12 protein-coding genes and 1 pseudogene are annotated in these 12,381 nt (G+C 61.1%); 8 read left to right on the top strand and 5 right to left on the bottom strand.

Annotated features, from left to right (window positions below):
- The first annotated feature begins 196 nt into the window (after positions 1-196).
- The 3 genes from BGO82_RS16620 (at position 197) to BGO82_RS16610 (ending at position 5,512) form a co-directional block, all read left to right on the top strand.
- Positions 197-1,915 carry a hypothetical protein gene (locus BGO82_RS16620; RefSeq protein WP_291306730.1) on the top strand — a complete coding sequence of 573 codons (1,719 nt, stop codon included), beginning with the start codon at positions 197-199 and terminating at the stop codon, positions 1,913-1,915.
- Between the two features lie 314 nt (positions 1,916-2,229).
- Positions 2,230-2,895: a hypothetical protein gene (locus BGO82_RS16615; protein WP_291306729.1), complete on the top strand. Its 666-nt coding sequence runs from the start codon at positions 2,230-2,232 to the stop codon at positions 2,893-2,895.
- Between the two features lie 784 nt (positions 2,896-3,679).
- Positions 3,680-5,512 carry a hypothetical protein gene (locus BGO82_RS16610; protein WP_291306728.1) on the top strand — a complete coding sequence of 611 codons (1,833 nt, stop codon included), beginning with the start codon at positions 3,680-3,682 and terminating at the stop codon, positions 5,510-5,512.
- A 355-nt stretch (positions 5,513-5,867) separates the two neighbouring features.
- Here the strand turns inward: BGO82_RS16610 and BGO82_RS16605 are convergent, their stop codons facing one another.
- From BGO82_RS16605 to BGO82_RS16590, 4 genes are all read right to left on the bottom strand, one after another.
- Entirely contained in the window at positions 5,868-6,242 is a 375-nt protein-coding gene (locus tag BGO82_RS16605) for a hypothetical protein (RefSeq protein ID WP_291306727.1), read from the bottom strand.
- A complete protein-coding gene (locus tag BGO82_RS16600; protein ID WP_291306726.1) occupies positions 6,200-6,562 on the bottom strand; it encodes a hypothetical protein in 363 nt (120 codons plus the stop codon). The genes BGO82_RS16605 and BGO82_RS16600 overlap by 43 nt, the downstream gene beginning before the upstream one ends.
- 68 nt (positions 6,563-6,630) lie before the next feature.
- A complete protein-coding gene (locus tag BGO82_RS16595; RefSeq protein ID WP_291306725.1) occupies positions 6,631-7,056 on the bottom strand; it encodes a hypothetical protein in 426 nt (141 codons plus the stop codon).
- Positions 7,057-7,313: 257 nt separating this feature from the next.
- Entirely contained in the window at positions 7,314-7,835 is a 522-nt protein-coding gene (locus BGO82_RS16590; protein WP_291306724.1) for a hypothetical protein, read from the bottom strand.
- Positions 7,836-7,937: 102 nt separating this feature from the next.
- Here BGO82_RS16590 and BGO82_RS16585 point away from each other — a divergent pair.
- The 4 genes and pseudogenes from BGO82_RS16585 to BGO82_RS16570 form a co-directional block, all read left to right on the top strand.
- A pseudogene (locus tag BGO82_RS16585) lies at positions 7,938-8,276 on the top strand (toll/interleukin-1 receptor domain-containing protein); the annotation flags it as partial.
- A 141-nt stretch (positions 8,277-8,417) separates the two neighbouring features.
- On the top strand, positions 8,418-8,864 hold the full coding sequence (locus BGO82_RS16580) for a hypothetical protein (RefSeq protein WP_291306723.1): 447 nt from the start codon (positions 8,418-8,420) through the stop codon (positions 8,862-8,864).
- Between the two features lie 246 nt (positions 8,865-9,110).
- The gene (locus BGO82_RS16575; RefSeq protein ID WP_291306722.1) at positions 9,111-9,560 is read left to right on the top strand and encodes a hypothetical protein; all 450 of its coding nucleotides are present in this window, start codon (positions 9,111-9,113) and stop codon (positions 9,558-9,560) included.
- Positions 9,533-10,048, top strand: a complete 516-nt coding sequence (locus BGO82_RS16570) for a hypothetical protein (protein ID WP_291306768.1) — start codon at positions 9,533-9,535, stop codon at positions 10,046-10,048. Before BGO82_RS16575 ends, BGO82_RS16570 begins: the two co-directional genes overlap by 28 nt.
- A gap of 55 nt (positions 10,049-10,103) precedes the next feature.
- Here BGO82_RS16570 and BGO82_RS16565 read toward each other — a convergent pair whose 3' ends face one another.
- Positions 10,104-11,090: an NAD(P)H-binding protein gene (locus BGO82_RS16565; protein ID WP_291306764.1), complete on the bottom strand. Its 987-nt coding sequence runs from the start codon at positions 11,088-11,090 to the stop codon at positions 10,104-10,106.
- A 218-nt stretch (positions 11,091-11,308) separates the two neighbouring features.
- Between BGO82_RS16565 and BGO82_RS16560 the strand changes: the two genes are divergently transcribed.
- The gene (locus BGO82_RS16560; RefSeq protein WP_291306721.1) at positions 11,309-12,370 is read left to right on the top strand and encodes a dihydrodipicolinate synthase family protein; all 1,062 of its coding nucleotides are present in this window, start codon (positions 11,309-11,311) and stop codon (positions 12,368-12,370) included.
- The last annotated feature ends 11 nt before the right edge of the window (positions 12,371-12,381 follow it).

The following is a 12,381-nucleotide window of genomic DNA, read 5'->3' as shown; positions in this document are numbered from 1 at the left end:
AAGCCTGCAGAAATCCTGAGAAATCGCGAGATTGTGGTCGTGCGGCCGTCGGACACGTGACACCGCGATGTGTCACTCTGTTTGACCGGAGTCGGCGCAGATGGCGCGTGCCCCTTTTGTCGTCCGCAAGGGTGGACGATACTTTTTCGATAGGCGATTTCTGTCGCGTCGGCGCATGTCTGGCTGCGTGCGTATCATGCACCTCGATGCGACCAGTGCCGACCTTGCAAGCCGTTCGAGCCTGCTCACTGCGGAGATGCCCCGCCTCGACAGCCAGGCTATGGGGATCGATGGGAGCGACCTGGTCGAGCGTCGCGCGCTGGAGCTGATGGTCAACCGGTTCCTGGCGGAGGTTCGGCAATCGGACTACCAGATCGCCTCCGATCCGGTCTTCTGGCCGGCGTGGATGAGCTTTTGCAACGTCAACCAGCCTCTCGAAACCGCGGTGTTTCCGCCACAGCGCCGAAACGTCCACGCTGGATTCGCGCTGCCGCGGTCACGCGACCTCGATCCGGTGGTGATGGCGCTCCGGACGGGCAAGGGCCTCGAAGACGTGCAGTTGTCCGATCCGCTGGTGCCGGAACGGGAGCGGCCAACGATATCTGCGGCAAGCGCGCATGCCTTCTGCCTGTTCGCCGGCAGCGAGACTGCCGGTGACGACAAGCAGCCGCGGGTGAGCAGCATCGAGCCGACATTTGTGCTCGAGGGCGGGGCGCCGGCGCAAAGCAACGATACGGGCCTGCCTGCTCTGGCCGCCGCTTCGTTCCTGTCCCAGGTGCTCTGCGAATACCTGAAGCAGGCGCGAATAAGAGCCGGCACCAATAGCGCGGAAAATGATGTCGGTCTCATCCTGCGCTTCGTCGTTGACCTCATCGGCGATGTGCGGATGTGCGATCTCACTCCGGGGCATTTCGTGACGATCGAGAATGTGCTGCCCGACATTCCACATCCAAGCGCCATTCCAGCAGAGCATTCCACGTCGCTTCACGCCCGCTATTGCTATGCACAGCGTCAAGGGTGGGAAAAGCTTCGCCGCCTGTCGCGTGCGCGGATCACGAACACGTATCACCGCTGTCTGCACGCCTTCTTCCGGTGGGCAGCCGACCACGGCGCCTATGAGGGCAAGCTGCCGCGATTCAAGCTGGTGGCGAAAGGCAACCGGCGTGACCAAAAGCGCGATGCGTGGCGCGCCGACGAGATCGTCAAATTGTTTTCGTTGCCGCTCTTCACGGGCTCGCACTCCAGGGCACGACATTGGAAGGCTGGGGATCGCCTGATCCAGAACGAAATCTATTGGGCATTCCTGCTGATCTTTTTCATGGGTGTGCGGCCCAGCGAAATCGGCCGGACGCGGACCGAGGATGTCACGTTCATCGATGGGCATTGGTACCTCGACTATCGTAACAAGAGCCCCGACGCCGAGGGTGAGGAGCAGGTGAAGGCGGAAGCATCCGCGCGGCTCGTTCCCATCCACCCTTTGTTGCTCGACCTGGGTCTTCTCGATCGTCACGCGGATCTGGTCCGGGCGGGAACGAAGATGCTGTTTCCGGAATGGAAGCGATACCGTCGCCGGTCCACTGGCGAGATCATGTGGGGTCATACGTTCTCAAAAGCCTGGCAGTACGTACGTGCAACTTTCGCCTTCGAGCGTCAGGATCTGACTGTGTATGGTGGCCGGCATACACGCGCGACCTGGTACGACGAGGCGAAGCTGCCAAAGCGAATCCGCATACGCGCCTTGGGGCATAAAGCCAGCGATGTGGCCGATAGCTACGGCGCGCAGCACCTGACGCGGACGGAGACGGAGCTTGTGCTGAGCGTAACCAATTCGGTGGAAACGAAAGTCGCCGACATTCTGCTGACGGCCAAGTTGCGCGCGATGGAGGGCGAGCTCGTGGTCATCAAAACCTGGTAGGCCGTTGTCCATGCAACAAGGCGTAAGACCGCGCCGCCTCATCGTCGGAACCTGGGCCAAATAGAACAAGACATCGTGTGGGCTGTGCTGCTGACCGTCTGACGAGCGCGGTGACCGCATCCGCTTCGGCTCGCCTGCGAGCGATACAAGGAAAGCGAAGCTAACTCGAGATGGCTTCGCAAGCTCGATCGTGGAGCAACCTTTTCGGTGCCGGACTCAGCATTTTGATTCTCTCCGCAAGAATGCGTTTGCAATCCCGATCGATCCAAACGACCGTTTTGGTGGGAGGTCTGGCTAGAACATGAGTGTAGTGAATGAGTTCGACATCGAAAAAAGCGGTACGCGACGCTGATCCGAAAATTCCCGAGAATTTGCGGACGGAAGCAGCCCACGTGGCGTTCTGTGTCGTCGCCGCCCTCGGTGAAATGCGCGAGCGCGCGCTGACAATTGGTCAGCTGCTCCTGCCGATGAAGAGCCGCCTGGCGCGCGGGACGTTCACCGCGTGGGTGCAGTCGGACTGTGGTCTGCATATCCGAACAGCGGAAAACTATATACTCGCCTGGTGCGTCACGCAGGCATGTCCCGCGCTCAAACTGGCGAGGTCCTTCAAGCTTTGCGCGTTGTATGAGTTGGGCAGGATCGTGGACTCGGAGGAAGAGCGCGGGGCTGTTCTATCTGAACTCATTGCCGATCGGCCGACCGCCAAACCCGCTGAGGTGATTGTAGAACTCAGGGCGAAACTTGGCCTGCCTGCTGCGAGCCATCGCGTGCTGCCTGCCGCGATGCAACGCGTTCCTGCGATCAGCCAGCGTATCGAGCCCTCGCTTGTCGCTGAAATGGCCGAGTTGCTCGGAGACAAGCTGAGGGACTTCGTTACCCTGGTGGGTGAGTGCGGAGCGGTCGCGGTTTGCGAGGCTCTGATCGAGTTTCAGCGCCACGCTGCCCAAAACGAAAACTTTTCGTTTTCGGCCGGCGACTGATCCTCGGATGGCGTCAGCAAGGTCGGCAGGCGAACACCAGGCGAGACTGCGACCCACACGCTGCAGGGACATAGCCCCGTGCGAACGTGCGGATCGCAGGATCTCGCGCAACAGTGTGCGAACGCGGCCGTAGGCACAAAGCGCCAGGACGACCGCCGTACTGGCCGGAAATAGCCGCGGTCAGCCTTTGAGGAGTCCCCGCTTGTCCACGTTTTGAGGGTTCATCTTTTGACCAAGCCCGGCCGCACAAACTACGGCAATGTACCCAGGAAGCATCAGTCCGAATAATTGTCATTCGAACTGGATCAATACTTCAAAGGGCGACTCGACATTGCCAGAACCGAGGAATTAGCTCCTGAGACGTTGGCGGGGGGCTACAGATGCAGCGCCTGACAGAGTTTTTGCCTGGGTGGGTGCTCGGGCGGGGGAGGCATCTTCAGCCTTCGATGCTGGCCCTGGCGGCGTCGATTACTCTTCTGATGAATAATGGGGCGGAAGCATTAGAGATAGTCTCTTCACTGCAAGGACAAATACAAAAACTAACAAGTGAATTGGCCTTGGTCCAGACGGATGGCGATTATCCTAGAATTAAGACTCTAAATCTAGACACGGCCAGATCCTCTATTTCAGCCGGGAAGAGGTCCTTGCGGGCCTCAACAATACGATAAAGAAGCTGACCTTCCTTGGCGGGCCGGATCCCCTTTACGGCATTGTCGAGCCACTTGGCACAAATCCCAACAATGGCACATTCATTACAGCGCTGGGCTTCACCAACAGCGAGTTGGTGGCCGCAGGCTACGCCAATGCAGACGACGGCACACTCCATGCCATTAAATGGACGCTGAACGGTGGCACCGTCGATCTGAGCACTCTTGGCACGCCATTGCAGGATCCGCAGGCCAGCCAGCCTCTGCTGGCAGGATCGCAAACCTTCGGTATCAGCGCGGACGGGACCGTCATCGTCGGCGGCAGCACATCACCTACCGTCATGAACGGCTATACCGCCTTCCGCCGGACGTCCGGCGACAACACTATGCGCGATCTCGGGTCGCTCCTGGGCGTTGGCGGCAAATCAACGGCCTACGGCGTCGATGGAGATGGGGACGTCGTGGTGGGATCGTCCGAGGTGGGCGCACCCAACACGGTCCATGCCTTCCGTTGGGTGCTGACCCCAAACACGACGACCGGCGTCATGTCGGACCTCGATCCGACCAGCGTGTTCCACCGCTCGCTCGCCACCGCCGTGAATTTCGACGGCAGCGTGGTGATCGGAGACGCCGACTTCAAAGCGATGCGGTGGGACGCAACGAACGGCATGACGCAGCTCGGCGTGCTGTCGGGCGACACCGTGTCGATCGCCAATGCCGTTTCCGACGACGGCGCGGTGATCGTCGGCACGTCCCTGCCCAACGGCAATCCGGAGACATCCTCGGGCGCAGGCGAGGTCGACAGCCATGCCTTCCGCTGGACCGCCGCGACCGGGATGAAGGATCTGACGACGCTCCTCGCCGATGCGGGCGTCGACATGACAGGGATCAGCCTCGTCGGCGCCACCTCGGTGACGGGCGACGGACAGTTCATCGTCGGCAACGGCGTCTTCCCCGACACCGACACGAACTCGATGGACGCGTTTCTGGCCCGCTATTGCGATGCGACCGTCGCCGTGGCTTGCGCCGCAACCTATGCCGGCCAGGGCAGCGGGGCGATCGGGGGGATAACCGGTCAGCAGAGCGTGGACAATTCCCTCGCGCAACTCGCCGACCAGCAGAATTCCGTTCCGGCGCAGTTGGGCGGCACTGCCGATCTGCTCCTCGGGGAATTGCAGCCGATCGAGGAGGACGGTTATGGCCAGATCTTCGGCTCGGTCGGCTCGTTCACCCTTGGCGGGCACGGCCGCTATAATGCCGGCAACGGCCTGAGCGTCCTCGGCGGCGCCGCGCTGGTCGACCAGTCGGTGGCCGGCGCGAGCGCGGGCGGACCGCTGTTCGGCGTGGCGGTACGCTACGTCGCCCCGGTGCAGCTCGATACACTTGCGCTCAAGCCGTTCGCGGAAGGCGGCCTCTGGACGGCACCGAGCCTATCCATGCATTTTTCGCGCAGCTACGCCAACGGCAGTGGTGTTGCAACCGGAGAGTCCGATGCCTCGGGTTCGGCGTTCAGTTTTTACGGGCGGGCGGGCGTACTGGTGACGCCGACGCTCGATGACGAGCTGGCCTTTTCGGTGACGCTGGCGCGCAACTGGCTCAATGTCGGTGCGCATTCCGAGACGCTGTCGGCCGGCAATCCGTTTCCGGCGAGCTTCGAGGCATCGAGTTCGGGCAGCACCGAGATCAAGGGCACGGCGCAGTGGACGCGTCACCTCGACAGCACGCTCAATCTCACCCTCTCCGCCTCGGCCGGCCGGAGCGTTGGGGGAACCAATGCCGTGACCGGCGACGTGAGCGGCTTCGGCGTCCTGACCGGAACGACCGGCGACTACACGTTTGGCGAAGTCGGCGCGAAGCTCGACTGGAAGTTCAGCGAAGCTGCAAGTGCGCAGGGGTTTGTGCTTTCCCGCTTCAGCAATGGCATCGGCGTCCACACCCAGTTCGGCGCTGGGCTGTCGATGGCTTTCTGACGGCCCCGTAACCGGCGCCCGCGCACAAAAAGAAGGTGCCAGGGAGTCGGGGCATTAGTGACGATCGCCCTGAGCTTATGACCGATGTCATAAAGTCGACCCACCAACTCACCACCTGCAAGCATTGCGACCCGAGGGGGAGACTGCTTCACGTCCAAAGGCGACCCCAGGTCTCCGGGCCGATCAGGAATGGCTTCAGCCCGGCGAAGCACCGAAGCACCTGGCGGCGTTTCAACTACCGGCGAACAACAACCTCACCGGCATTACTGGTGGCATGGACCTGGAACGCCGACTTAGCGATCTTCAGTCCAACTGTGCTAAGTCTCCTTCATGGGCTGCTCCTTTTGTGCGGTCCTCAGAACACCGCAACCTGGCATACCGCGATGCCGGGGTGCGTTTTCCCGATGCCGCGCGCGTAGCCTTCCACCACAAGGAGTATCTGAAGAGCACGCTTGGCAACTGGACGTATGCCACGATGCGCGGCGAGAGCCGTCGGTCGATCAGCGAGCGCAAGTTGATGGCGGTGATGGTCGCTAGGCTCAGGACTCATTGATCCAGAAGATGCAGGTTGCAGCGAAGGCGATAGCGGACAGGTGTGACCGACAGTAATGCCGACGTGTGTCGGGTCTTTCTGCGGGGAAAGACCCGGGTTCAGGTCGAGCCGCTGGAACGCGCGAAGAAGCCCATTCAAAAAGCGCAACCTGTGCTTCTCGAATGATGTGTCGAACATCGGCGCATCGAAGACGAACTTGTAGCTGCTAGCCAGGTATTTGGCGCGTCTACCTTGAGCAGGGACTCGATTGCGGGATGCAGGCGCGATAAGTCGCGCGGGATGGTAACCGTCCCAACCAGCTTGCGTACGCGATCGATGATCGCCTCTGCCGGTTCATCAAAGTGCGGCGGCGGTCCGATTTCGATGTCCGTCAGATTGGTCGCTGCGGAGTGTCGATAATAGTAGTTGTGGCGCCCGCGACGAATGAGTTCTTCGACATCCCGCGCGTCTACTTTGGCACGCAGGGCCGCAAGGTCGCGGCTCTGCGTCTCGATCATGCGGTTCTGGTTTCCAATGAGAACGCGCAGATTGTCGTCGCGAGCGTGAAATCCTAGATCATGGCCGGTTACGGCAACTCGATCACGATGATCGTTCCGGAACTGCCGGCATGACCGGTTTGGACCGACCCGCTTGATGTTGTGAGACCTGAGGTCGCGGCGTAACGGCCGAGCAGCGAGCTTCCGCTGACGTTCTGAATCTTTGAATATTGGATCGACGCGCTATTGATAGTCCACATTGCACCGGAACCGGAGACCGTGAGGCCGCCCTTGTTGTCGTCCATGACACCGGCCGCACCGGAAGAGCTGCCGGTTATCGAAATCCAGTTCGTGCCGTCGCAGAACTGCATCGCCTTGTAATCGACGTTGTAGATGAATTCGCCTTCGGTAGCAGATGGGTTTGCGCAGTTGGCCCATGCGGCGGAAGGACTAAGTAGCGCCAGGGCAACCCGGCCGACTACGCAAAGATACCCTCTCGGTAGTGCCGCATTCATCCGTCCCCTAGGTCGAACAGTCACCAGACCGGCACTGAGCGCAGGCTGGTGACCGGGAGTTGGTAACCGCTAATCGTAGAGAAACGGCGCGGCGCTCTTTGGCCGTGAGGCTTGGACATACAACGCCGCCTCCCGGCCATGGGCCGACGAGGCGACACCTTTCCGGCAGTGTCCGCCGCTACGACTGGTGGGTTACGAGCCCAGAACCGGCACAGGCCGGTCCATCGTTCGATTATTCCCTGAAACGGCATTCTACGTCAATCGTTCCGCATCGCGGCCTGCGCATGATGGCTGAGGACCGGAGCTGCACCGTTCCGCTCCCGGTGCTTGTCGTCGGTCCAAAGTTGCCAGCGGTCATAGACCAGGCCTTTGTCGACCCGTTGCACTTCCTTTCCGGAGCCAAGATCGCGCCATTCCCAGGAAAAGCGGCCCAGGCCGTCTATGTAGGAGGTCGCAAAATTCATGGCCCAGCCCGAGCGCGTCAGGACCAGCAAACCCGCGCGGCGGCTCACCTCGAAGTGGCCAGGTCCGGCGTCGGAGCTGCCGTCCGGCTCGATAAGCCAGTCCGATCCAAGGTTGGCGCAGAGTTCATCGTCGTTGATGCGCCGGAGTCGCGGCCGCTCGTCGCCTTCCAGCATGCCGCCCAGCGCCTCGCGGTCGTCGTTGAACTCGAAAACGATGGCGGTGGCGCGATTGCCGTTTTCCTCGAACACAAGGAGATCGCTTACCTGCGCGTCTTTCGCCCGGATCAACGTTCCCGGCCCCAGAACTTTGCCCATTTTGAGTATCCATCAGCGAAATCGGGTAAAAGCGAGCGGGTTGTACGGCGATTCCCGGAGGCGGCATTGGCCGCGAAAGTATTCTTCTGATATTCCCATGCCGACGAGGCGCTCCGCGACCAATTGGAGCGGCAGCTCGATACCCTGCGGCGCCAGGGCGTCATCGAGACCTGGCACGACCGCCGCATCGGCGCGGGACACGACTTCGGGCACGAGATCGATCATCATCTGGAGGAGGCGGACATAATCCTGTTGCTCGTCTCGTCCGACTTCCTCTCATCGGACTATTGCCAGGACGTTGAACTCCAACGGGCCATGGAGCGGAACGCCGATGGAACGGCGACTGTGATCCCCGTTATCCTGCGCGAATGCCTGTGGCAGCGCGCGCCGTTTGGACGGCTCCAGGCGACGCCGACGAACGGACGGGCCGTGACGCAGTGACCCGACCGCGACCAGGCGCTGACCGAAGTTGCCCGTGCCATCGAGGCGGCGGCTGCCCGGTTTGCTGCGCCGCAGGAAAGCAACTGGAGGGGAGCGAGCCAGCCCGTTCAGCGGCAGCCGAGCGGCGCCGCACCCGGGGCGGTGTCCGGGTTACGCTCAAGCAATCTCCGGCTGGCCAAGAGCTTCACCGACCGCGACCGTGACAGGTTTCTCCACGACGCTTTCGAATTCATGGTCCGGTTTTTCGAGAAGTCGCTGGCCGAGCTCTCGACGCGCAACCCCGGGATCGAAGGCGACTTCCGGCGCATCGACGCCAACCGGTTCACGGCGGCCATCTGCAAGGACGGCAAAGCGATGGCGAAGTGCAGTATTTTCGTGGGCAATAGCCTGGGCAAGGGTATCGGGTTCAGCCATGGCGACAGCCACAGCGGCACGTCCTACAACGAGAACCTGACCGTCGAAGCGGACGACCAGTCGCTCTTTCTGCGGCCAATGGGCTTCGGCATGGGCGGCGAGCGCGACACCAAGCTTTCGGAGGAAGGCGCCGCCGAGTTCTACTGGTCGATGCTGATTTCCAACCTGCAGTAGCACTCGAAGCGATATCGGGCAGAGGTGGGTATGGCTGCGCCGACTCTGCTAAACAGAAGATTGACCATCGAGCCCGCATCCACGGAATTGATGACGCTCTACCCGACGCGGGCGGAGCGGCTCAACAACTGCGCATGCGCCTATTGCGGACAACTGCTCACACCCGAGACCAAGTTACGCGAGCACGTTATCGGGCGCAGGTTCGTGCCCGGGGTAAGCTCGATGCTGCCTGGAACCTGATCCTGAATGCCTGCCGCGATTGCAACAGCCGCAAAGCCGATCTTGAAGACGACATTTCTACGATCACGATGCAGCCCGACGCATGGGGCCAGTACGATCACCGAGGACCAGGCGGCAATGCGCGACGCGGAACGCAAGGCACGTGAGGCGCGAAGCCGCCGCACCAAGAAGCACGTGGGCGAGAGTGCGGAAAGTTTCACGATCGAAGGGCAGCTCGGTCCGGGCATTGGGCTGGCATTCAATTATACCGGGCCGCCACAACTCGACCAGGATCGCGCGTTTGAACTGGCACGGATGCATCTGACCGCGTTTCTTTCCATGCAAACATACAACCGCGAAGAGATGCGAGGTCGATACTGGCTAGGCGACTTTCTGCCGATGCTGACTTCGGGCGGGGAGACTGGGGCAATCCGGTCATGCGGGGTTTCATGGACGCCATCGCGCCCTGGGATGTAGGTGTGTTGGCGATTGCGACTGACGGCTTTTTCAAAGCGATCACGCGAAAGCATCCCTCGGGCAACACATGGGCTCTCGAATGGAACCGGTCGTATCGCCTGATCGGTTTCTTCGGCGAGCTGGAGCCAGCCAAAGCGGTCTCCGATACTCTTCCGTCGCTATCCGCTAAGGAAGTCTACCGCACGGAACGCGAACGTCTCGCTTATCGGAGCGAGGTCGCGCTTCGCGACGAAGACGATATTCTCTTCGACGTGCCGCCCAAGTCCTGCAACTCGGACAAGCCGGATTCGGCGTCGTATGCCACCTGCTGTGATGCACGTCGTAGAGCCGCTTCGGATGATAGTGACCTGCGGTCCACGACGCGGGGACAGGCTCGCACCGAGACCGAGAACCCGTTCCCCTGGATGAGCGAAGCGATGGATCTGAAGAAGGAAAAGAACTTCTTCGTGATCGAATACCAGAACGGCGGCGCGCTGAACTGGGATTGAGGTCTACAAGCTGCGGGCGGCGGCCGTAAAATCTGGACCGGCCGCTGCTCGAAGGTTAGGCGCCGAGCTTGAGCTGATCGGCGATGATGCGGTCGACAAGGGCTTCGCTGTCGGTATTGTAGGGCGTTCCGGCGGCGCTGCGCATTTTGAAGTGACGCACGGGCTCGCTCAGGATTCTGCTCAAATCCGTCTCGCAGGTAAAGTCGCCGGCGACGCGCTTGACCTTGGAATTGTCGAACAGCACCGACGCGGTCTTGTCGCCCAGCAGCGGGCCGGCCCAGTCGGGCCGGTAGCGGATCACCGTGTCGGTAGGGACGTGGACGATCCTGGCTTCAACGCCGAGCCCCCGCGCTATCGTCTGGTAGATCGCGTCCCAGGTGAAACCAACGTCGCCCGTGATGTGAAAATCCTCGCCCCGCGCTTTCTCGTTGCCGAACAGCTTGACGAAGGGCCTGGCGAAATCCTCGGCGCGCGTGAGGGTCCAAAGGCTGTTGCCGTCGCCGGTCACGAGGACGGGCTTGCCGGCCAGCAGGCGATGGCCGACCACGTCACCCTCGTTGAGCACGGTGGGGAGCGTGGTCCGGACAGTCTGGCTGGGGCGCACATTGGTCCATGGCAGATCTGATCGCTTCATCAGCGCCTCGCAGGCAATCTTGGCCTGCGAATAGGGCCAGTATGGATTTTCGACCGCCGTGTGCGCTTCGGTCGTGACGTATTCGAAGATGCTTCGCTTGTAGACCGAGGCCGACGAGATGAAGATGTATTGTCCGGTCCTGCCCGCGAAGACCTCGATGTCCTGCTGCATCTGGTCGGGCGTGAACACGATGAACTGGGCCACGACGTCCCAATTGCGGTCGCCGAGCCTGCTGTAGCTCGCCCGGTTCTGCATGTCGCCGACAATGGTTTCGACGCCGGCCGGCAACGCCTCGTCGCGCTGGCCGCGGTTGAAAACCGTGACCTTGTGGCCCGCCTCGAGCGCGCACTCGACACAGCGCAACGACACCTTGCCCGTGCCGCCGATGAAAAGGACGTTCACATCAATCTCCGATGTTGTGGTTCATTGACCGAAATACGGACATTATGATCGTATCTCAGATTTAACTGCAAGGCTGCATCATGAGCGTTCGGGGCCGTAGTCAGCTGCGATTTCCATGCGATTGGGAGCGACTCAAATCCGAATTTTGCGATCAGGCGCTCGTATTTTGAAATACGCCATGAAAAGCATTTGTTGCCAAAGATAGCGGCAACAAAATCAGCATCATGTTGATATCAAAAGGATTATTGGTCGCTTTTGGGGATTGCAAGCCGACCTTTGTTGGCCTAATGTCATCGCATTACGAAATATATGCCCACATTGTGGTCATAAAAATCGGAAGCAAGATAGCGAGAGGACTTTCCAGAATGAGACTGCTGACCAAGGAAGACGTCGTCGGGATCTTCCCCCCGTTGTGTTCCCCGTTTGACCAGAATGAAGAGCTGGATCTGGAGCTGCTGCGCACGGAAGTGCGGTACAATCTCTCGCTCGGCGTCAGGGGTGTCTGCATCGGCGGGAGCACCGGCGAGGGTCATGCCCTCGACGGCCAGGAAATCGGCGAGATGGTGAAGGCGGCGCAGGAAGAAGTCGCCGGACGGATTCCGGTGATGGCCGGCATCATCACCACCTCGACCCGTGAGGCGGTCAAGCGCGCGAAGATCGCCCGCGATGCCGGCGCGCAGGCCGTCATGGTGACGCCGCCGATCTATCAGATCTGCTCTGACGACGGCATCTACGATTTCTATTCCACCATCCATAAGGAATCGGGCCTTCCCATCGTCATCTACAATGTCCTGACGAATGCGCCGGTGACGCCGAAGCTCATGCAGCGCATGGCGGCCAATCTGGAGGAGACCGGGCTGATCGCGACCAAGGAGAGCATCGGCGGCTCGCTCGAAACCCTTGGTGAGCTGCTGATGACCATCGACGACAAGATCTCCGTCACCTGGGCGCATGACTGGCTGCTCTATCCGGGCCTCGCGCTTGGCGCGAAGGGATCGATCTCCGGCGCCGCCGCCATCCTGCCGCGCCATTCGCTGGCGCTGTGGGACGCCTTGCAGCGCAGCGACATCGCCACGGCGCAAAAGCTGCACTTCGCCATCACCGATGTGTGCAGTCAGGTGAGCCGCTACAACTGGCCCGCCGGCGTCAAGCTGGCCGTCAACCTGCAGGGGCGTAAGGTCGGACCCACCCGCGCGCCGTTCAACCGCGTGCCCGACGAGCAGGTCCAACGCATCAAAGACGCGCTCGATCGGGCCAATGCGATCGATCTCAAGGTCGCCGCCTGACCGTTGACATT

The sequence above is a fragment of the Devosia sp. 67-54 genome (genome assembly GCF_001899075.1).
Taxonomy (GTDB): domain Bacteria; phylum Pseudomonadota; class Alphaproteobacteria; order Rhizobiales; family Devosiaceae; genus Devosia_A.
This window is presented reverse-complemented; position numbering and strand designations above follow the sequence as displayed.

Bases quoted from the DNA above. Each gene is read 5' to 3' on its own strand.
- BGO82_RS16600 (WP_291306726.1), bottom strand. From the start codon at position 6,562: ATGATCGAGACGCAGAGCCGCGACCTTGCGGCCCTGCGTGCCAAAGTA.
- BGO82_RS16590 (WP_291306724.1), bottom strand. From the start codon at position 7,835: ATGGGCAAAGTTCTGGGGCCGGGAACGTTGATCCGGGCGAAAGACGCG.
- BGO82_RS16620 (WP_291306730.1), top strand. From the start codon at position 197: ATGCACCTCGATGCGACCAGTGCCGACCTTGCAAGCCGTTCGAGCCTG.
- BGO82_RS16570 (WP_291306768.1), top strand. From the start codon at position 9,533: ATGGACGCCATCGCGCCCTGGGATGTAGGTGTGTTGGCGATTGCGACT.
- BGO82_RS16605 (WP_291306727.1), bottom strand. From the start codon at position 6,242: ATGTTCGACACATCATTCGAGAAGCACAGGTTGCGCTTTTTGAATGGG.
- BGO82_RS16595 (WP_291306725.1), bottom strand. From the start codon at position 7,056: ATGAATGCGGCACTACCGAGAGGGTATCTTTGCGTAGTCGGCCGGGTT.
- BGO82_RS16560 (WP_291306721.1), top strand. From the start codon at position 11,309: ATGTTGATATCAAAAGGATTATTGGTCGCTTTTGGGGATTGCAAGCCG.
- BGO82_RS16615 (WP_291306729.1), top strand. From the start codon at position 2,230: ATGAGTTCGACATCGAAAAAAGCGGTACGCGACGCTGATCCGAAAATT.
- BGO82_RS16575 (WP_291306722.1), top strand. From the start codon at position 9,111: ATGCCTGCCGCGATTGCAACAGCCGCAAAGCCGATCTTGAAGACGACA.